The organism is Flavobacterium zhairuonense, from assembly GCF_004352915.1.
GTDB lineage: Bacteria > Bacteroidota > Bacteroidia > Flavobacteriales > Flavobacteriaceae > Flavobacterium > Flavobacterium zhairuonense.
In genome coordinates this window covers 328,548-349,531 of the sequence record NZ_SJSY01000072.1, presented here as the reverse complement: position 1 = coordinate 349,531, position 20,984 = coordinate 328,548, and the positions used below count along the sequence as shown (strand labels likewise).

General features: G+C 32.5%; 18 protein-coding genes. 6 read left to right on the top strand and 12 right to left on the bottom strand.

The features are described from left to right. Window positions 1-10 precede the first annotated feature (10 nt). Entirely contained in the window at window positions 11-3,115 is a 3,105-nt protein-coding gene (locus tag EYY60_RS11800) for a SusC/RagA family TonB-linked outer membrane protein (protein WP_132989534.1), read from the bottom strand. A gap of 558 nt (window positions 3,116-3,673) precedes the next feature. Between EYY60_RS11800 and EYY60_RS11795 the strand changes: the two genes are divergently transcribed. Continuing rightward, the gene (locus EYY60_RS11795) at window positions 3,674-4,339 is read left to right on the top strand and encodes a ribonuclease HII (protein WP_132989533.1); all 666 of its coding nucleotides are present in this window, start codon (window positions 3,674-3,676) and stop codon (window positions 4,337-4,339) included. 32 nt (window positions 4,340-4,371) lie between these two features. On the opposite strand, the gene EYY60_RS11790 is transcribed toward EYY60_RS11795, so the two are convergent. The 4 genes from EYY60_RS11790 to EYY60_RS11775 all read right to left on the bottom strand — a co-directional run bounded on the left by EYY60_RS11790 (window position 4,372) and on the right by EYY60_RS11775 (window position 7,813). Beyond that, on the bottom strand, window positions 4,372-5,223 hold the full coding sequence (locus tag EYY60_RS11790; RefSeq protein WP_132989532.1) for a nuclear transport factor 2 family protein: 852 nt from the start codon (window positions 5,221-5,223) through the stop codon (window positions 4,372-4,374). 343 nt (window positions 5,224-5,566) lie between these two features. Further along, the gene (gene lipB, locus EYY60_RS11785; RefSeq protein WP_132989531.1) at window positions 5,567-6,265 is read right to left on the bottom strand and encodes a lipoyl(octanoyl) transferase LipB; all 699 of its coding nucleotides are present in this window, start codon (window positions 6,263-6,265) and stop codon (window positions 5,567-5,569) included. Between the two features lie 5 nt (window positions 6,266-6,270). Continuing rightward, a complete protein-coding gene (locus EYY60_RS11780) occupies window positions 6,271-7,023 on the bottom strand; it encodes a hypothetical protein (protein ID WP_132989530.1) in 753 nt (250 codons plus the stop codon). A gap of 58 nt (window positions 7,024-7,081) precedes the next feature. Then, window positions 7,082-7,813, bottom strand: a complete 732-nt coding sequence (locus tag EYY60_RS11775) for a hypothetical protein (RefSeq protein WP_132989529.1) — start codon at window positions 7,811-7,813, stop codon at window positions 7,082-7,084. Window positions 7,814-8,179: 366 nt separating this feature from the next. Between EYY60_RS11775 and lysS the strand changes: the two genes are divergently transcribed. The 3 genes from lysS (at window position 8,180) to EYY60_RS11760 (ending at window position 11,823) form a co-directional block, all read left to right on the top strand. Continuing rightward, entirely contained in the window at window positions 8,180-9,883 is a 1,704-nt protein-coding gene (lysS, locus tag EYY60_RS11770) for a lysine--tRNA ligase (protein ID WP_132989528.1), read from the top strand. An 87-nt stretch (window positions 9,884-9,970) separates the two neighbouring features. Continuing rightward, the gene (locus tag EYY60_RS11765) at window positions 9,971-11,320 is read left to right on the top strand and encodes an AAA family ATPase (protein WP_132989527.1); all 1,350 of its coding nucleotides are present in this window, start codon (window positions 9,971-9,973) and stop codon (window positions 11,318-11,320) included. After that, window positions 11,317-11,823 carry a hypothetical protein gene (locus EYY60_RS11760; protein ID WP_132989526.1) on the top strand — a complete coding sequence of 169 codons (507 nt, stop codon included), beginning with the start codon at window positions 11,317-11,319 and terminating at the stop codon, window positions 11,821-11,823. Before EYY60_RS11765 ends, EYY60_RS11760 begins: the two co-directional genes overlap by 4 nt. A 59-nt stretch (window positions 11,824-11,882) precedes the next feature. Here the strand turns inward: EYY60_RS11760 and EYY60_RS11755 are convergent, their stop codons facing one another. Both EYY60_RS11755 and EYY60_RS11750 read right to left on the bottom strand, forming a co-directional pair. Next, window positions 11,883-12,479, bottom strand: a complete 597-nt coding sequence (locus EYY60_RS11755) for a hypothetical protein (RefSeq protein WP_132989525.1) — start codon at window positions 12,477-12,479, stop codon at window positions 11,883-11,885. A gap of 61 nt (window positions 12,480-12,540) precedes the next feature. After that, window positions 12,541-13,560: a 2-hydroxyacid dehydrogenase gene (locus EYY60_RS11750; RefSeq protein WP_132989524.1), complete on the bottom strand. Its 1,020-nt coding sequence runs from the start codon at window positions 13,558-13,560 to the stop codon at window positions 12,541-12,543. A 182-nt stretch (window positions 13,561-13,742) separates the two neighbouring features. Between EYY60_RS11750 and EYY60_RS11745 the strand changes: the two genes are divergently transcribed. After that, complete coding sequence (locus EYY60_RS11745; protein ID WP_132989523.1) at window positions 13,743-14,183, top strand: hypothetical protein; 441 nt, start codon at window positions 13,743-13,745, stop codon at window positions 14,181-14,183. A 52-nt stretch (window positions 14,184-14,235) separates the two neighbouring features. Here the strand turns inward: EYY60_RS11745 and EYY60_RS11740 are convergent, their stop codons facing one another. The 5 genes from EYY60_RS11740 to EYY60_RS11720 all read right to left on the bottom strand — a co-directional run bounded on the left by EYY60_RS11740 (window position 14,236) and on the right by EYY60_RS11720 (window position 20,403). After that, on the bottom strand, window positions 14,236-16,704 hold the full coding sequence (locus EYY60_RS11740) for a zinc-dependent metalloprotease (protein ID WP_132989522.1): 2,469 nt from the start codon (window positions 16,702-16,704) through the stop codon (window positions 14,236-14,238). Between the two features lie 165 nt (window positions 16,705-16,869). Continuing rightward, entirely contained in the window at window positions 16,870-18,156 is a 1,287-nt protein-coding gene (hemL, locus tag EYY60_RS11735; RefSeq protein WP_132989521.1) for a glutamate-1-semialdehyde 2,1-aminomutase, read from the bottom strand. 52 nt (window positions 18,157-18,208) lie between these two features. Then, the gene (locus EYY60_RS11730; protein WP_132989520.1) at window positions 18,209-19,114 is read right to left on the bottom strand and encodes a glucosaminidase domain-containing protein; all 906 of its coding nucleotides are present in this window, start codon (window positions 19,112-19,114) and stop codon (window positions 18,209-18,211) included. Then, window positions 19,107-20,015 (bottom strand): 1-aminocyclopropane-1-carboxylate deaminase/D-cysteine desulfhydrase, encoded by a 909-nt coding sequence (locus EYY60_RS11725; protein ID WP_132989519.1) that lies wholly within the window; start codon window positions 20,013-20,015, stop codon window positions 19,107-19,109. Before EYY60_RS11725 ends, EYY60_RS11730 begins: the two co-directional genes overlap by 8 nt. A gap of 58 nt (window positions 20,016-20,073) precedes the next feature. Then, window positions 20,074-20,403: a hypothetical protein gene (locus EYY60_RS11720; protein ID WP_132989518.1), complete on the bottom strand. Its 330-nt coding sequence runs from the start codon at window positions 20,401-20,403 to the stop codon at window positions 20,074-20,076. 115 nt (window positions 20,404-20,518) lie between these two features. On the opposite strand from EYY60_RS11720, the gene EYY60_RS11715 reads away from it, so the two are divergent. Continuing rightward, complete coding sequence (locus EYY60_RS11715) at window positions 20,519-20,704, top strand: DUF5522 domain-containing protein (protein ID WP_071636586.1); 186 nt, start codon at window positions 20,519-20,521, stop codon at window positions 20,702-20,704. Window positions 20,705-20,984 lie beyond the last annotated feature (280 nt).

The following is a 20,984-nucleotide window of genomic DNA, read 5'->3' as shown; positions in this document are numbered from 1 at the left end:
ATTTTTCATATTATAAACTAACATTTATTCCCATTGATATAACTTTAGAACGTGGAGTTCCATTGATATCTACTCCAGATGTTTCCATTTCAGGGTTAATACCTTTGTAATCAGAAATCAACCAGATGTTTTGAGCCTGAACATAGATTCTGAAGTTTTCTACTTGAATTTTATCTAACAAGATTCTAGGTAAAGTATAACCTAAGCTAATGTTATCTAAAGAAATGAAATCTCCTTTTTCTACGAAACGAGAACTCGCGTTTCCAGAAAGGTTAGTAAATGTATTTGAACTTGCCCATAATCTTGGAGTCCATCCGTCTCCAGGATTGTCAACACTTTGCCATCTTCCTAAAATCTCTGTTCCGTTGTTGTTGAAGTTTTGGTTCATCAACTCTCTTCTTGTAGAGTTGAAAATTTTGTTTCCTCCACTGAATCTGAACATAAATCCGAAATCAAGATTTTTGTATTTCATACTAGAAGATACAGATCCATAGTATGTTGGTAATGTATTACCTAAAATTACTTTATCAGTAGCAGCACTTAAAGTAGCTGGAGTTGTTAATGCAGCTGGGTTGCTTGGATCGTAAACATAGTAAGTAGATGTTGGAATGTTTCCTTGAACTAAACTACCATCAGCTTTATAGTAAACTGGGTTACCATTTGCTTTGTTAACTCCCCAGTATCTGAAACCATATAAAGAGTTCATTGATTCACCTTCTCTAATAATGATGTTTGGTGCAATGTTCGTATCTGTAGAAGATCCTCCAATGATATCTTGACCATTAAATACGTCAGTAACTACGTTTTTAGACAAAGTCAAGTTTGAAGATACATCCCATTTGAAGTTTTGGTTGTTGATAGCTTTGTAAGCTACAGCGAACTCTAAACCTTGGTTATATAATTTACCAATATTTTTGTTTGTGGTGTTAAACGGAACCCCTAATGATGGAGAAACCGGTACAGCCAAGATTAATTTATCGATATTGTTTCTGTAGTAATCGAAACCAATAGTCAAACGATTATTGAATAATCCGAAATCAGCACCAAAGTCGATTTTCTCACTAGACTCCCATTGTAATTGAGGGTTTCCAAATTGGAAATATCCAATACCATTTGCAGTTGCATAAGGAGAACCAGTTGTTAAATCCATGTATGGGTAGTTTCCAATTTCAGTATTTCCAACTTTAGAGTAAGATGCTCTAAGTTTGAAATCAGAAAGTGTATTGCTGATTCCTTGCATGAAATCTTCTTTAGAAACTGTCCAACCTGCAGAAACTCCAGGGAAGTTAGTCCATCTTGTATCTGCACTTAACTTAGAAATACCGTCTCTTCTGATAGAACCTTGAATAAAGTATTTTTCTTTATAGTTATATGTAAAACGTCCTAAGTAAGAAATGATACCATTTTCAGTAACAGATCCACCTGAATCTTTAGTAACGTATGAGTTAGTAACTAAGTTTTTGTTGAAGAAATCACTGATGATATCACTTCCAGATCCCCAGAAATTTTGGTATCTCTGTTTTTGGTACTCAGCAACAGCTGTAGCTCCTACGTTATGATTTTCACCAAAAGTATGCTTGTAGTTCAAGATATTTTGCCAGTTCCATCTTAAGTATTCTGTATTATCATTGTACAGGTAACCATTTCTAGAACGTCCGTCACCGTGAATAGGATTCCAGTATTGTAATCCACCAGTAATAGAGTTATCAGCACTTACTTGTAATTTATAAGTTAAATCAGAAGTAATTTTTGCATTAGCAAAAATACTTAACAATGTTCTGTTAACTTTTGAGTAATATTTATTATGATCTAATACATAAATAATATTTGTAATGTTATCTCCTACTGGATCAGTATTATCCCATCTACCAACTGTATTTGTGCTTAACGGCAATGTTAAGTTATATCCTGTTGGGTTTGCAGCGTCATAAATTGGCACGTTAGGTAATTGTCTGATTGTATTGAAGATATTACCAGAAAGTCCACTAGCACTAGTATTTAAACCATTGTACTCAGTTCTAGAAACACTTAAGTTTGTACCAATGCTTAACCATTTATTGATATCTTGATCAATATTAGCTCTTACAGAATATCTCTGCATGCTATTTGACAAGTTGATACCATCTTGATCAGTATAACCTAAAGATAAGTAATATTTAGTTTTATCAGAACCACCACTAAATGCTAAGTTGTTAGTAATTTGAGGTGCGTTTCTTAAAACAGCACTTTGCCAGTCTGTATTATAAGTACTTCCAACAGCCCATGGAGCTTGTCCTCTGTTAGTTCTTTTTTCGTTTGCAATTGTTAAGAAATCAGGAGTCTGTAAAAGATCATATTTTTTAGCTGCACTTGCAACACCAAAATTTGAAGAGAAATTAACTTTTAAAGTTCCTTTTTTACCGCTTTTTGTAGTAATCAAAATTACTCCGTTCGCAGCTCTAGATCCGTAGATAGCCGTTGCAGCACCATCTTTCAAGATATCAAATGACTCGATATCGTCTGGGTTAATATCTGCTAAACCGTTTGTATTTGCAACACCTCCGATATCACCAGAAAGAATTGGCACACCATCTACTACGATTAATGGATCACTTCCACTTGAAATAGAAGCAATACCTCTAATTCTAATTTTTGGAGCAACACCCACAATACCACTGTTAGTTACAACTTGTACTCCAGTTGCTCTACCAGCTAATACTCCTTCAAAAGATGGAGTTACTAAGTTAGCGATGTCGTTACCCGCAATTTTAGAAATAGAACCTGTAACCTCTTTTCTTTTCTGAACGCCGTAACCAACTACGACAACCTCATTCATTAATTGTGCTTCAGACTCCATTTCAACGTTTACTGTATTTGAAGTTCCTACAGTAACTTGTTTGTTGTTCATACCAACATATGAAAAAACTAAAACATCACCAGTCTTTGCTTTAATAGAATAACTTCCATCAAAATCAGTCTGAGTATTTGTCTTAGATCCTTTCACAAGAACATTTACTCCTGGAATAACACCTGTTTTATCAGATACCTTTCCAGTTACAGTTCTCTCTTGAGCGAAAGAAAACTGCATAGATAACGCTACAAGGAGCGTAAAAATCCATTTAAATTTTAATTTCATTTTAATTTATTTTGAATTAGTATGCGACAAACATCTTAATTATTTCTTAAAATAACAAACTATTTCAATTTAAATTTCCTTAACATTATTAACAAAAGCTTAATACATTCTAATAAAATGTAACTATTTTCGAGTTTATGTATTATTTTTCCCTCAAAAAAAAGCAAGATAGGGTTCTTTCATATTGTTAAATTTTAGTAAATTTTAACATTTAGAAAAATCAAACAATCAAACTCATAAAAAACATCAATTTCTTTTACTAAGTTCTTTAATTTGACAAGATTTTTTGAACTTTTGATAAAAACAAGAGGCGAATAACCAAAAACATTAATTTTCTAATGATTTTTTAATCTTAGTTATTCAAAAAACTCAAAAAAAGTCACTTAACGAGCAAAATTATTAAGATAAAGTGTAAAAAAAATGGGAAATTGCCATCGAAAAACCTTAGTAAATCATAAAATTTATTAACGCTATTAAACCTTTACACTTAAATTTAGTCGCCATTTTATCAATTTGCTGATTTTTTTGCAATCTTTGCTATTCACAAAAAGCCTAAAAATGCTCAAAAAGAACTTCTCTGGATTTATTTTAGAAACTGGAACCGATGAAGCTGGTCGTGGGTGCCTTGCCGGCCCTGTTACAGCGGCTGCGATAATTTTGCCTGAAGATTTTGAAAACACTATTTTGAATGACAGCAAACAATTATCTGAAAAAACAAGAGCGCTTTTAAAACCTATCATAGAAGAACAAGCGGTATGTTTCGCGGTAACGCATTTATTTCCGGAAGAAATTGATGAAATAAACATCCTTAATGCATCTATGAAAGGAATGCAGGAATGTATTCTAAAATTAAAACATGTTCCTGAATATATTATTGTCGATGGAAATCGTTCTTTAAATGCAAAACTCGGCCTTAAAAATACTTTTGGAAAGCAATTCTCCTCCGCCGAAATTGAATTACTAAAATCGATTCCAAATCAAAGCATTGTTAAAGGTGATGCAAAATTTCTAAGCATCGCCGCAGCATCTGTTTTGGCAAAAACATATCGTGATGAATATATGGATCAAATTCACGAAGAATTTCCTATGTACAATTGGAAAAAAAATAAAGGATATCCAACCAAGGAACATCGAGAAGCAATTAAAAAATATGGAACTACAAAATATCATCGAATGAGTTTCAGACTTTTGCCAGAACAACTCACTCTTGATTTTTTCGAATAAAAAAAGCGACCTATATATTAAGGTCGCTTTTTTTATTTTTTGCTCTTCAAAAATTCAGCAAATTGTTTTGTATCGTAGTAAAAAGGTCTTATTGCCATAATTTTTCCATTCTTCAAATCAAAATGCTCTGAGATTGGCATCGACATTGTTTTGCCGGATTTTTTGGATTTACAATTTATGGTAAAATAAATAATCACTTCATTCTTTGATGCGTCACTAAAATATGTTGGTTCCTTTTCTATTTGTAATTCAAAAAACTCAGCTGACTTTGCAAACATTTTAGTCCATTCTGCAAAACCTACATAAGTCCCTCCATAAGGCAAACCCGTCGCTTGAGTATAAATAGCTCCATCTTCTATTAAAGTTGCCATCGCATCAAAATCTCTTGTTTTAAAAAGACATTCATAATATTTAGCTACAACTTTAAAATTATCAGCTTCAAGATTTTTCAGAATATCTACTTCAGACAAAGTTGCGTCCTTATCCCAAAAACCAATAATCTTGCTCACTTGACCTTTGCCATTCAAACGAGCAAAATCTCGTCCTGCCATTATTAACTTATTTTTTGAATCGACAATTTTCCATTCCCATGTCACATAATTATCTTTTACGATTTTTGCACCAGATGTTAAAACCGCATCTGGGAATTTTTTATAAAATTCGTTGATTACATTATTAAATGCCACAGTTCCTTTTATTGAAGCAGAAGGATCTTCAAAAGTGCTGTCTTCCAACCAAATTGATTTGATTAGTTTTAATCGGGCATCACTATTTTTTTCTTGCCAAATTTTTTCATAAGCAGTAATTGGATATAATTTATCTTTCTTTTGAGCAAAAAGACCGTTGAGCATAAAAAGGAAAAAAAGGAAGTAAAGTTTTCTCATAAGCTTTCACATTAGGATAATTAGGGTTTCATAACATTACAATCAAATTTAGCACAAATACAGAACAAAACCATCATAATGCAGTAATTTGTCATACGTTTAAAATCTTAACTTTTGAGAAACCTTTTTCATAAATTTCAGATAGATTTCCTTAAAAAAATAAACTTCTGTCGAAAGTCGGAGCTTTTATGAGACGTATATAAAGTATTTTAGAAACAAAAAATCAGAATAATTTCTTGAAAACAAAGAAAAACTGAAAATCCAAAGGCTAAAGAAAACAATTTTGAAACATTGTTCTCTTTAGCCTTTTTCTAAACCAATATGTTATTTTCAGATGCTTTTCTTAAACAAATTCGGCTTCAAACAAATCACTCAAATGTTTAATGATTTTTGCTTTTACTTCGTCCTCATCCACTTTTTCCACACCAAGTTCAACGTTTAAAGAAGTAACACCTTTTCCTCGAATGCCACACGGAATTATATTATCAAAATACCCCAAATCTACATTTACATTTAAAGCAAAACCGTGCATGGTTACCCAGCGCGAAGCACGAACGCCCATTGCACAAATTTTACGAGCAAACGGAGTTCCAACACCCAACCATACTCCTGTTTCGCCTTCGCTTCTGCCCGATTCTAATCCATATTCTGCAAGCGTCAAAATGATTGCCTCTTCTAAAAATCGCAAATATTTATGAATATCTGTAAAGAAATTTTCTAAATCCAGAATTGGATAACCTACAATTTGTCCTGGTCCGTGATACGTAATATCACCGCCACGATTGATTTTATAAAAAGTTGCTCCTTTCGCTTCGAGCTGTTTTTCGTTCAATAATAAGTTTTCAAGATCACCACTTTTTCCCAAAGTATAAACGTGCGGATGTTCGACGAATAATAAATAATTTGGAGTTGGCAAATCGAGTTCTTCTCTTCTGTTTTTGATTTTCAAATCGACTATATCTTTGAAAAGCTCTTCCTGATATTCCCAAGTCGATTTATAATCACGGTTTCCCAGATCCTGAAGTTGAATTTTTGTATTCATTTTAATTATTTTTCAAACTCAACATCAAAGTTAAGTTTGTCCGGATTCTCCATATAATCCGTGAAAGAGTATTGAATTGTAATTGATTTTCTGTCGTCGCTAAATAAAGCGTTCGGATTTGAAACTTTTTTGATTTTTTTCGGAAAATGATATTTCACAATATAATTTGACGAAGCAAAAATCATCTTTGACATATCGGCAGACGAATCGTTAAGCTTTTCAGTCAATTTTTGCTGATCGATTGTAGCTTTTCTGGTAAATTTCTTTCCGTCATATGTATAACTTAGTTTGCTTTTATTATCTCCAAAACCATTTCCTAACGGATTTGCATTTGCACCGCCTTCAAGTTTTTGTAAAGTGCTAGCAGTTTGCAAGATATCTTGAAGTTCGTTTACACTCTTAAAATCAGTTGCCAAAGTCATTAAAAACTGTTTTTTCTCAGCACTCATTTTTGTTGTAACTACAAAATTCTCCAGCTTTTTAAGTTCTTTTTGTGTTTCTGGAGAAAGTTTTGCGATACTGTCTTTTTTCTCTGCAAGCAATTGTTTGAAAGTAAAAGTGGTATCAATATCTTTTTTTGCATCACCCCCCATTTGGCTTCCAATTTGGTCACCGGCCATTTGCATTAAAGAAGAACCGTCCATATCTACAGAAAATTTTCCAGATCCGTTATCATTGATGTAAATGTTTTCAGTAAAAGTGCAACTTGTTAGTGTCGCCAATAAGAAAAAGAAACCAAGTAATTTATATAATTTCATCTTTGTACAATTTTTTATCAAAGATACGAAGTCTATTTCGTTTTTTAGAAGATTCGAATTATTGAAAGTCTTTCGGTTCTAAAATAACTTCTAGATTTGTTATTTCAGGATTTTTTAAACAATCTGAAAGCTGAACTTCCAAGCTTAAAGATTTTTTATCAGAACCAATAATTGCTTTTTCATTTGAAACTGATTTTATTTTTTTCGGAAAGAAATATTTCAGCGTATAGGATTGTACTATTTTATACTTCGAATATATTTTTTCCCTTTCTTCCATTTCTTTTTTGTCTTTCTCAAATTTTTCTGGATCGGTTATCGTAAAAACTCTTTTGAAAATTGTGCCATCAAAAGTGTATTTTATTCGATAGCTTCTCCTGTGTATCGGATAATTTTCTTTTAACGAATTCGCTAATCCAAGGCTTTCATAAATATCCGGTATTGCGTCTATTTTTTTAAATTCAAGCGATACTCGATTAAAATTTTCCATCTGAATTGGATCGGTTTTGATATGCATTTTGATGTTCGCATGTTCCAAAAACAAAGCTTGGTCTGCTTTATTGAATCTTACAAAAGTCTCTTGATACTTGGCAATATAATCTTGAAAAGTAAAAATTGTGTCTCTAAATTTCTCGTATCTAAAATCTTGTCTTCCTAACTGTGCGAAGCTATTTTCATCGCGAAGATTATAATATTCAATAGTTCCGCTTCCGTCTGAATTTAGATTGATGGTTTCTGTAATTTGACAACTTGAAAAAGAAAGCAAGATTAAAAAGGCGAATAAGTATTTCATTTTTTTTTAGAAGCTAAGGTTCTGAGTGACTAAGATACTAAGTTTTCTTTTAGTTTATTTCTTACAGAAATTTTTTATTTGTAATCGTTGCCTGGATGAGCATTCCAACTAAAACGCCTTTTGAAAACCAAAACTTCTCCTCTAGCCCCGATAGAAGCGGTATCTCCCGATTTAGAAAAACAAGACTTTTTAGTCGTAGTTTTTGTTAATCGGGAATTTAGCGAATAGCGGGACAAAACGCCTCAAAAAACCATATTTTCTGCTTCAAATAAAAAACATTACTCTTTTCTAAAACTTTAGACTTTATGACTTTGCAACTTTGCGACTTAAAAACTATCTTTGCACACTTAAAAAACAGAGCACAAAATGGCATTATCAGAACAAGAAATCATTAGAAGAGAAAAACTTCAGAACTTACGCAACTTAGGAATCAATCCTTATCCGGCTAATCTTTTTCCTGTAAATCATACGTCGAAGCAGATAAAGGAGTCATTTGAAGAAGGTAAGAAGGTTATCGTTGCAGGACGTTTGATGAGTGTTCGTGATCAAGGTAAAGCTTGTTTTGCTGAATTACAAGACAGTGAAGGGCGTATTCAATTGTACGTAAACCGTGATGTTTTGTGCGAAGGTGACGATAAAACTTTATACAACCAAGTATTCAAAAAATTAACTGATTTAGGTGATTTTATTGGTATTGAAGGAGAATTGTTTACAACTCAGGTTGGTGCAAAATGTATTCGTGTGAGCGGTTTTACTTTCTTGAGTAAAACGTTACGTCCGTTGCCTTTACCAAAAGTTGACGAAGAAGGAAATGTTCACGACGCATTTAATGATGCTGAATTACGCTACAGAATGCGTTATGTAGATTTAACTGTAAATCCACAAGTAAAAGAAACGTTTATTAAGCGCACAAAGTTATTTACTGCAATGCGTGGTTATTTTAACGACGCTGGATATCTTGAAGTTGATACTCCGGTTTTACAATCTATTCCTGGTGGAGCTTCGGCAAGACCATTTATTACGCACCATAACTCACTTGATATTCCGCTTTACATGCGTATTGCGAATGAGTTATACTTAAAAAGATTAATTGTTGGTGGATTTGAAGGTGTTTATGAGTTCTCTAGAAACTTCCGTAATGAAGGAATGGACAGAACGCATAATCCTGAATTTACTGCAATGGAAATATATGTAGCCTACAAAGACTACAACTGGATGATGGAATTTGCCGAAGGTTTATTAGAGCATTGTGCGATTGCTGTAAATGGCACAAGCGAAGTTACTTTTGGCGAGCATAAAATCAACTTTAAAGCGCCTTATGCCCGTGTCACAATGACGGATTCTATTAAACATTTTACTGGTTTTGATATTTCTGGAAAAACAGAACAGGAATTGTTTGAAGCAGCAAGAGGAATGGGAATCGAGGTTGACGAAACAATGGGTAAAGGAAAATTGATTGATGAAATTTTTGGAGCAAAATGCGAAGGAAATTATATTCAGCCAACTTTTATTACTGATTATCCTAAAGAAATGTCTCCACTTTGTAAAGAGCACCGCGATAATCCAGACTTGACAGAGCGTTTTGAATTAATGGTTTGCGGAAAAGAAATCGCAAATGCGTATTCTGAATTAAATGACCCTATTGACCAAAGAGAGCGTTTTGAAGATCAAATGCGTTTGGCTGCAAAAGGTGATGATGAAGCAAACGGAATTATCGACGAAGATTTCTTAAGAGCTCTTGAATACGGAATGCCTCCAACTTCTGGAATGGGAATTGGAATGGATCGTTTGATTATGTATTTGACAAATAATGCTTCTATTCAGGAAGTTTTATTGTTCCCGCAAATGCGTCCGGAAAAAAAACAAGCTCAGATTGAACTTTCTGATGAAGAAAAATTCATTATTGACTTGCTTACAAAAAATGAAAATAGAATGGATTTAACGCAACTAAAAATTACAGCTAATTTAAGCGGTAAAAAATGGGACGCTTCTATGAAAAACTTATCTAAACACGGTTTGACTAAAGTTGTTGTTGACGGCGAGTTTAAATTTGTGGAATTGGTGGGGTAAATTCCTTTAAAATCATACAAAATTTAAAAAGGAGCTTTTATTAAAGCTCCTTTTTCATATATAAATATTTTCCTTAATTTTGGAAACATGGAAAGAGCAAAACTTATTGTTAAAAATTTCGGGCCTTTAAAGGATATTGATATCGAAGTTAGAGAAATGGTTACTTTTATTGGTGCGCAAGCTTCTGGAAAAAGTACTTTGGCTAAATTGATTTCTATATTAGAAGATGAAAACTTCAGAAGAGATAATCAAAGTAAATTCGAAGATGAATTAAAAAAGTATAATATTTTTTCTTTCTTCTCTGAAAAAAGTATTATTTCATATAAAACTTATGACCCAAAAAGTTCTTATCCGACTGTCAGCTCTTTTAATTTTTACTTTTCGGAAGAAAGAAAAGAAAAGACTTCACCATTAATTAGCTTTAATCTTTTTAAGGAATACAACAAGATTATTCAACCTGAAGATACTCAGGATTTAATAGAATCAATCACTATGGGTATTTATTTAGACTTATCAATACATTCTTTATTAAATAATGATAAGATATATAATCTATTTAAATCAGAAGAAGAGAAAGTTAAATTTGAAAAAGTATTTGCAGATATTCGAAATAAAGGACGCTTCTTAAAAGAAGAAGATGTAAAAAATATCATTGAAATTCAACAGAAAGAAATAAATTTAGAAAACTACATTCACTTATATCAACAATTAATTGACTTGTTTCCATTTATATATTTTGATGATTCGATATATATTCCTTCAGAAAGAAGCTTTTTACATTTGATCGAAGGAAATACAATGGGTTTAATTAAAAATAAAATACAAATCCCTGAACATATATTGAATATTGGCCAAGAATACGAAAAAGCCATACAAACTATAAAAGAGCTATCCCTGACTATAATTGACAAGAATATAAAATATAAAAGAGAAGGTAAAACATCTTACATATATCACAATCCAAATGAAAAAGTAAATTTATTAGAATCAGCATCAGGTCTACAATCTTTAATTCCAATTTTACTTTTGGTTGAATATTCAAAATCATTAAAAGAAGAATACAATTTTAATTTTGTTGTTGAAGAACCTGAATTAAATTTATATCCAAAAGCACAACATGAGTTAATTAAATATCTGGTTAAAAATTGCTTATTCGATAGAAAAAATTTAATTCTTACTACCCACAGTCCATTTGTTTTAGCCTCGATAAATAATTTATTATTAGCTTATGACAAAGGTCAATCAAACCCAAAAGAAGTAAACAAGATTATAAAAAAAGAATCTTGGCTAAATCCTAAAAATTTTATTGCTTATGAATTGAAAAATGGAAAAGCAAAAAAAATTATGAATGATAAATTAGGTCAAATTTCTGAAAATATGATTGATGGTGTTTCAGATACTTTTGCTGATGAATTTGATAAACTTTTAGACCTATGAGTTTTGAAGAATTATTAGCACATTTTCCTGATTTAGAAAAAGATGTTTGCTACAAAATATTAAACGATTCCATTTACTTCTTTGAAGAAATTAAAGATTCTATAGTTGCATTTAAAACTGAAGAGGAATATTGGAATCTATGCTTGGAAAATGAAAGTTTAAAAGAATTTTTATTTCTTGAAAATGAATATTCAATCATGAAAAATGAAAATTCAAAAAAGTGTGATTGGGTGATTTATGAGAACAAAACTATTTTCTTTGTTGAATCAAAAGATGTTAAACCAAGAAACAGAAATAAAGAAAGAAAAGATGCTATAAAACAATTAATTACAACAATTGAGTTTTATAATTCTAAAATTGATCTAAGTACATTTTCAATTTTCTCACAAATTTGTTTTCAGTCAAAATCCAGAGTAATTAAAGCCGGAGATCAAGCTAGAAAAGTTTTATTCAAACAATATAACTCCGAATTTTCGGAAGGAAACCTAATAAAATTCGAATAATTTCAAACGCGACGAGTTTTAAAAACCTGTCGCGTTTATTTTTTTATCCTAAACACAATTTAAAACGAATACTTCTCCAATTTCTTTCCTTGAATATCCAAAACCTTTGTGCTTTCTTTTGGAGCATTTCCTTTTATAATTTCTTGAACAGATGGATTTGAAGGATATTTTCCGTTTTTCATTTTTAGAAGATGAAATTCTCCTCCACTTTCAAATATAAGATCATAAAATTTTTCTGTTGATGAAGTTGTTACAGAAATCGGGAAATTGGTTACAGAAAAGCGATTAATCACACTTCCGTCATTATTCAAAATGTAACCTGAACAGCCTCCGCTTCCGCAGAAATAGGAATTGGAGAAACCAACGAAATATTCGTTTTTCTGATCGTTATTTAAGTCGAAAGCGTCATAATAAAAATAACGATCATTTTTTGTCATTGCAGGAATATCTTTTTTTAATAAAATCTGCAATTGCTTCTGAATCAACTTGGCTACTTTATCATCTTTTTCAGAAACTTCACTTAAATCTGCCGTTCCTCCCATTGTTTTGGATAATGTATCTTGAATAATGGTTTTGATGATATTTTTTTTCTCATTTTTATTTTGACAAGAATACAACGCCAAAATCCCTACTAGAATTAGAATTTTATTTTTCATAATCTGATATTTTAAATTCTTATTTATTCTCTATACCAAACTGGATTTATTATTTGGCTAATCAAACTAGCAAAGCGGTTTTATTTTCAATATCATTCTCTGTCAATAATGATTTTATATTATTGAAAGTAACCAGCGCAATCTGAGTTAAAGCTTCATTGGTGAAAAAAGCTTGATGTGCTGTAACCAAAACATTCGGAAAACTCATTAAACGCTGAATTGCATCATCTTGAATAATATCTGCAGAAAGATCCCTAAAAAACAGCTTTTCTTCTTGCTCATAGACATCGATTCCTAAATACCCGATTTTTCCATCTTTCAAACCTTCAATAGCCGAAGCTGTTTCTATCAAACCACCGCGACTGGTATTGATAATCATAACGCTATCTTTCATAAAAGAAATCGAGGTTGAATTAATGACATGTTTTGTCTGATCATTTAGCGGACAATGCAGCGAGATAATATCACTCGATTTAAAAATCTCTTCTAAACTCACAAAAGAAACGCCTTCTTTTTTCATTTCCTCATTTTCAACAATATCATAAGCCAAAACTTTACAGCCAAATCCTAATGCTATTTTTGAAAATGCTTTTCCGATATTTCCCGTTCCGATAATTCCGATTGTTTTTCCGAATAAATCAAAACCTAATAATCCGTTTAAAGAGAAATTCTGTTCACGAACTCTGTTATACGCTTTATGTGTTTTTCGGTTTAGCGTTAAAATCATTGTCATAGCGTGCTCAGCGACAGCTTGTGGCGAATAAGCAGGAACTCGGCAGACTTTTAAATTATATCTTTTAGCCGCTTCTAAATCCACATTATTAAACCCAGCACAACGAAGCGCAATTATTTTTACTTTTTTCTCTGCCAACTGTTTTATAACCGCTTCGTTTACAATGTCATTTACAAATACACAAACAATTTCACATTCTTCAATCAATACTACCGTCTGCGGATTAAGTTGTGTTTCAAAAAAATCCAATTGAAAACCAAAGTCAGCGTTGTATTTATTGAAGAAAGTTTTGTCGTATGGCTGTGTTGAAAAAAAAGCGATTTTATTTGATGTGGTATTTGTGCTCATAAAATTTACTCTAAACGTTGATTCATTAAAAATACGCAATTATTTCTATACTATTACTCTTATAAGAAACGTTTTAATAGATTACGAATCAATTTGTTAAATAAAACATAATTCTTTTACAGAAATTAAACCTAATTAATTTCAAAAAGTCTAATCGGTATAAACAATTAAAAAACTTAATCATGAAAAAACTATTTATCGCCGCTATGTTATTTGTTGGAGTAGCATCTTTTGCACAAGACATGGATCAAAAACCAGCTCGTGACCAAAGAGAAAGAATGACGCCTGAACAGCGTAATGAAAAACAGTTGCAAAAACTAACTTCTGAATTGACCTTAGACGCCAATCAGCAAGCGCAAGTAAAACAACTTTTGGCTGACCGAAGCGCTAAAGCAGAAAAAATGAGAGAAGCGCGTCAAGCAAGTAAAGACAGTGGAACTAAACCAACTGCAGCCGAAAGAGAAGCTTTCAAAAAGGACATGATGGCTGAAAGAGATGCAAACGACGCTAAAATGAAATCAATCCTGAATGCTGACCAATACACTAAATGGAAAAAACTTCAGGAAGAAAACAAAGACAAAGCAAGAGAAAAAATGAGAGAATACAGAAATGACAGCAATTAATTTGTTTTCATAAAAAAAGAGGCTTTTTAAGGCCTCTTTTTTGTTTTTACAACTACTTAATCGGATTTAAAATCAAATCAATTCGTTTGATGCAATCTTCATAATGGTATTTTGTTTCTGTATTTATTCCAGTTGCTTTTGCTGCAACAAGTGATTTTTTCAAAGCATTCAATTCGCCACGAACCAAAGCTCTAAGATCAGATTGCGCAACATTATAATAGGTTGTTCCTCTTTCTGTTGGCTTAATTTCTTCGGTCATTAAATAACCCATTCTGTCAATATAAGCTCTTTGAAGATTTCTACGGTAAATAGTAACATTTGAAGCCGTTGCTGATTCTTTCCAAATTCCTTTTCGCAAATCTTTAAAAAAATCTAAAGCTTTGTAAGCATCTGCACCAAGAATTTCGTTATCCATCAATCTTCCAATACGAGGCAAACTCAGCAAATTGTTCAAATGTCTAACCTGAATATTTCTGAAAGTTTCGGTGTAGCCGGCATATTCTGTATTTTTCAAAGTATTGATGTTTACAATCCAAGTTGGCGACGCAAAAGCATTTGCTTGAAGCCAATTCATTGCATCAATTTGTTTTGCTTTTGGAACTACTTCATAAACATTTCCAGGCTGATTTGGATTTTTTGTATTTTCATAAACACCTCCAACATTTGTTACAACGTGTCCAACATATCTTCCCCAAACATCCAGCATTTCTTTGTATAATTCGCTTAAGTCATCATAATCGTTAGTGACCTTGCTTGTCCATTCGCTTAAATGATTTGCTACATACTCTAGATTTTTCATTCCATAAGTACTAGCTTTCATAGAATTATTCCCGATATCTTCTGTTTGAGAAGATGGATCAAAAGTACTGCTCTGTTTTCCGAATTTATAAATTGGATTTCCAGCTCTGTCTAAAATCCATTTGTCTAAAGTCGCTTTTTCATCTTGAGGAGATTTCGCATTCGGAATCACTCTATATCCCCAATTCAATGCATAATGGTCATATGCCCCCATTTTACGAATAAAACGAATATTTTGATCTCCAGGCTGTGCAATATAATTATAACGTGCATAATCCATTATACTCGGAGAAATACCATTTTCTTGTGTAAAAGTTCCGTTTCTATAACTTTCACAATCATATGATGAACTTGCTCCCATATTATGCGGAAATCCTAATGCGTGTCCCACTTCATGCGCAATTACCATTCGCATCATTTCGCCCATTTCTTCATCGCTTGTCTGTAAAGTTCTCGCCGATGGATTTGCTGCTCCAGTTTCAAGCAAATAACGGTTTCTGTACGAACGCAAATGATTGTGATACCAAATTACATCACTCTCAATAATTTCTCCCGTTCGAGGATCAGAAACGCTTGGTCCGACTGCGTTTCTTGTTGTACTCGCTACATAACGAATTACAGAATAACGAATATCTTCTGGGCTAAAATCTGGATCTTCTTCTTTCGTTGGCGCATCTTTTGCTATAATGGCATTTTTGAATCCTGCAGTTTCAAAAGGTTTTTGCCATTCTTCAATTCCCTGTTTGATGTATTTTTTCAGTTTTTCCGGCGTTGCTGGATCTAGATAATACACGATCGGCTTGATTGGCTCAACTAATTCTCCTCTTGCATATGCTTCCGGATCTTTTGGTTCTAATCTCCAACGACGGATATAGGTTTTAAGATCTGATTTTAACTCGTTGCTTCCATAATCATATTGACTAACTGTAAACCAACCCACACGTGGATCTGCTAATCTAGGCTTCATAGGAACTTCCGGCAATAAAATCATCGATTGATTCATTTGAATACTAATTGACTCTGTATCTTCCAACATTGATGGTTTTGAAGCATTGTAAGTCATATCTTGAATGACTTCAATATTCATTGGGAAACTTTTGATTTTATTGATAAAGCTTCTTGAATCATCAAGACCTTTTACTTTGTAAGTATCACGCATTTCCGCTGAAATTCCGCTGATTGCCTTAACATCTGTGCTGTAAAACTTAGTTACGTCAATTACAGTATTTGCAGAATCTTTGCTGAAAGCTACAATATCAAAAGCAAATAAAGTTGGATTATAATTGTTTGATTTAACCGAAATACTGATTGGCAAAGTATCGTTTGCAACTGAATTGTATGATTTTGATTTGATCAGAATTTTATCCTGAAAACGTTCCCATACTACTAATTGCTCATTGGTTTCAGAACCTGCGTTTACATATCCCCCTCCTAAATTTGAAGGCAATTTTGCCAGTCGGCTTACCAAAAGCATGTCTTTATCTAAATATTTATTCGGGATTTCAAAGTAATACTTTTTGTCAACTTTATGAACTGTAAAAAGTCCTTCGTCTGAAACAGCATCTTTTGTAATTACTTTGCTGTACTCTTTGATTGATGATTCTGGCTTCTTTTCAGGCGGAGCAACTTGAGTTTCGCCTTTTTTCTTTTTCGACTGGGCAAATTGGTTGGTTGGAAATAGCGCAAAAGCCGCTATTGTAGATAAAATGAAAAATTTCTTCATTTATTGCAGGTTTAATGGTTATTTATCAAACAAAAATAATTTTTGATTACAATAACACAAGACAATACGTCTTCATTAACTTTTTATTAACTACAAAATAAGGATTATAATCATAAAAAAAGGTTCAGCTGAAAAACTGAACCTTTAAAATATTTTTTATTTGATTTAAAATGTTTTCGACACTTTATCGATAGCATTAATTGTAAAATCTAAATCTTCATATGTCAAAGCATCGGTGATAAACCAAGTTTCATATGCCGATGGTGCGATGTAAACGCCTTCTTGCAATAATCCATGGAAGAATTTCTTGAACGTTTCATTATCTCCTTTTGCAGCAGTTTGAAAATCAGTAACCGGATTTGCATCAAAATGTACCGAAATCATAGAACCTACTCTATTAATTGTAAAAACAACATTATTTGCTTTTAAAACTCTGTCGATTCCGGCTTCTAAATAAGCTGTTTTTTCTTCTAAACGAGTAAAAATTTCAGGATCATTATTTAACGATTGCAACATTGCTAATCCTGCCGCCATAGCAAGCGGATTTCCTGATAATGTTCCTGCTTGATAAACTGGTCCAAGAGGCGCTAAATAATTCATGATTTCTTCGCGTGCTGCAAAAGCACCAACCGGAAGCCCTCCTCCAATTACTTTTCCAAAAGTCACGATATCAGCATCAATTCCATATAATTCCTGAACGCCTCCGCGAGCTAAACGGAAACCAGTCATTACCTCATCAAAAATCAATAAGATTCCGTTTGCCGTGCACAATTCTCTCAAGCCTTCTAAGAAACCTTTTGCTGGCGGAATACAGCCCATATTTCCAGCAACTGCTTCAATAATAATTGCTGCAATTTCTCCTTTATTTGCTTCAACCAATGTTTTTACATTTTCTAAATCATTGTATTTGGCTAATAAAGTATCTTTTGCTGTTCCCTCTGTAACACCTGGACTATTTGGCGATCCAAAAGTAACAGCTCCACTCCCCGCCTGAATCAAAAACGAATCAGAATGTCCGTGGTAACAACCTGCAAATTTTACAATTTTATCTCTTTTTGTAAAGCCACGAGCTAGACGAATCGCACTCATACATGCTTCTGTTCCTGAATTTACAAAACGAATTTTATCAATATTTGGAACCATAGAAACGGCCAAAGCAGCGATTTCAGTTTCCAATTCTGTTGGCATTCCAAATGAAGTTCCCAGTTTTGCTTTTTCGATTACCGCATCAACAACCGGCTCATAAGCGTGACCTAAAACCATTGGTCCCCAAGAGTTGATGTAATCTATTAATTTGTTTCCGTCTTCATCATACAAATAAGCACCTTTGGCACTTTTTACAAAAATTGGAGTTCCGCCAACGGCTTTAAACGCTCTTACTGGTGAATTTACTCCTCCTGGAATTACTTTTTCTGCTTCAGCAAAAAGCTGACTACTTCTTTTATATAACATTCTTAATTTTTGATTTCTTGATAATTGTTAATTATCAATTATGAATTGTAAATTATTTCACTCTAAGTCTTTGGCCAATCGAAATCGAATTATCAGTCAAATTATTTTTTTGTTTCAAATCGTCAACTAATAAATTGAATTTTTTTGAAATTGAATACAACGTATCGCCTTTTTGAACTTCGTATAAATTTGGATCGTTTGCGTTCATATTTATTTTTGGATCAGAAGCAACATCATAAGATGATTTTTTCGTTGGAGCCGTTTTATTAATGGCAACATACGTTTTTCCCGTAACCTGACAATCATATTGATGCAAATTATAGCGTTCAATATAACCGATTAATTTGTCTGGGTAATTTGGATCCGTCGCATAGCCACAAGCTCTAAGCCCTTTTGCCCAAGCTTTGTAATCGTCTTTTTCATAAGTAAATAAAGACTCATATCTCTTTTTCCCAACCAAAAACAGAGCGTGATCTCTGTACGATTCTGATGCTTCAGGATATTTTCTAAAACATTCTTGTTCTGCATCATCGTCATGACGAACACTTTCGCCAAGCCAGTCTTTATGGCATTTTATTCCGAAATGATTATTAGCCGAAACCGCCAAATCTCCTTTTCCTGCACCTGACTCTAAAATTCCTTGAGCCAAAATAATACTGGCAGGAATTCCATATTTCTGCATATTTCCTATTGCAATATCTTTAAATTGCAAAATATAATTATTAACTAAATCGCTGGTTACAACTGTTTTTGAAGTAGATTGAATAACCTCAGTTGTATTGTTTGTAGAAGGGTAATTTTTACCAATTGGCTTAACTGGAGTTTGTTTTTTGGTCGCCACTGTCCTAGGCCTTTGAACCGCCGCCGCTTGCTTTTTAGTCGTTGCAATAGTAGGTTTGCTTGACGAACAGCTTGCCAAAACTATAACTGTAAAAAGCAACACTATTTTTTTAATCATTTGTCTTGAGTATTGGTAATTTTTTCTGCTTCAGTTTTAAATTCATTCCATCAATTCCCTGTAATCCGCCGGTGTGAATGAGTAAAATTTTTGAATGTGCAGGAAAATAATTTTTGCTGATTAAATCTATAACGCCAAAAACCATCTTTCCTGTATAAATTGGATCTAAGGGCACTTTTGTCTTTTCAAAAAAAGCATTAATAAATTCAATTAATTCTAAATTTATCTTGCCATAACCTCCAAAATGATAGTCAGAAATTAAATTCCAGTTATCTTTTTTTGCAAAAATACGAATTTCATCGTTTAAAAAGTCACCTTTTAATGCTGGAAAGCCTAAAATCTTCTGATTTGGCAATGCGCTATTGATTAATCCTGAAATGGTTCCACCAGTTCCAACAGCACAGCAAACGTAATTAAAACCAGAATCTTCATTGGTCAAAATCTCTTCACAGCCTTGCACTGCGAGTTCATTTGTTCCGCCTTCGGGCACTAAATAAAAATCGCCAAACTTGGCTTTTAATTTTTCTAAAAAGAAAGTTTCATTTTTTAAACGATACTCTTCTCTGGAAACAAATTCAAAGCACATTCCGTTTTCCTGAGCGAATCTTAAAGTTGGATTTTCTTCGATTTTATCAAAAAGCTCGTCGCCTCGAATAATCCCAATTGTTTTAAATCCTTGTTCTTTTCCGGCAAAAGCTACAGCAGCAATATGATTGGAAAATGCACCGCCAAAAGTCAGTAAAGTGTTTTTATTTTCGGCCTTCGCCTGAAGTAAATTGTATTTTAATTTTCTGAATTTATTTCCCGAAACAAACGGATGAATTAAATCTTCGCGTTTTATTGTCAAAGAAATGTCATTGGCAAAATTGATATTTATATGTTGATTAAAAACTGAATTCATTTTTTAAAGTTGAAAGTCGAAAGTGATAATTGATGCCTTAATATCTTAAAGCTTATTGCTATTTGATATATTTCAGAAACTGAAAAAACGATCGGTTTTTTAAATAATTCAAATCGGTTTCTTTGGCATAAGCTTCTCTTTCAAAACTAATATTTCGATACGCCAATGCTCCGTTTTTATAATGAATCAAACGAATTAAATATTCTAAAAAATACCAGACAAAAAACGGAATTACCAAAAGCTCTAATTGCTGTCTTAAATGGATTTTTTCATGATTGACAAAAACTCCATTCGTTTTATCAAAATCATATTTTACCAAAACAAACGGAAATACAGCCATACCGCGATATCCTTTCGGAATTAAATATTTGGCAACAATCAGAAACATTGGCTGTAAAATTTATAAATTTGTAGCTATAAAATTGTTCGATTTCAATAAAATCATAATCAAATATTTATATTTTTGATTTTTAAATTATCAAATACGAACGCGAAGCAGATTTATGAAAGAGCAAAGTAATGAAAATAAATTAATCGAAGGTGAAGATTTTTACTATACACCCGAAGGTTATAAATGCTTTACTGAAAAACATCATTTAAAAAGAGGCTATTGCTGCAAAAGTGGTTGCCGTCATTGCCCATACGGTTTTGATAAACGAACAGGTGAAATAAGAAAGAAAACGAATTAGAAAATGTGTCAATTTGAAAATTAGATAATTAAAATAAATTTCCAATTTTTAAATCCAAAATTCCAATCTAAAATCTAAAATCAACAATCTAAAATATCATATGGATATCCATTCACGAAAATTCAGGATTGCGATCCACAAGTCCTATCATAGGTCGGATATCCGATATCCCTAGTTTTTTAATTAGAAAATGTGACAATTTGCCAATGAGTCAATTTGAAAATGAGATAATTAAAATAAATTTCAAATTTTACATTCCAATTTCGTCAGCTAATATTTC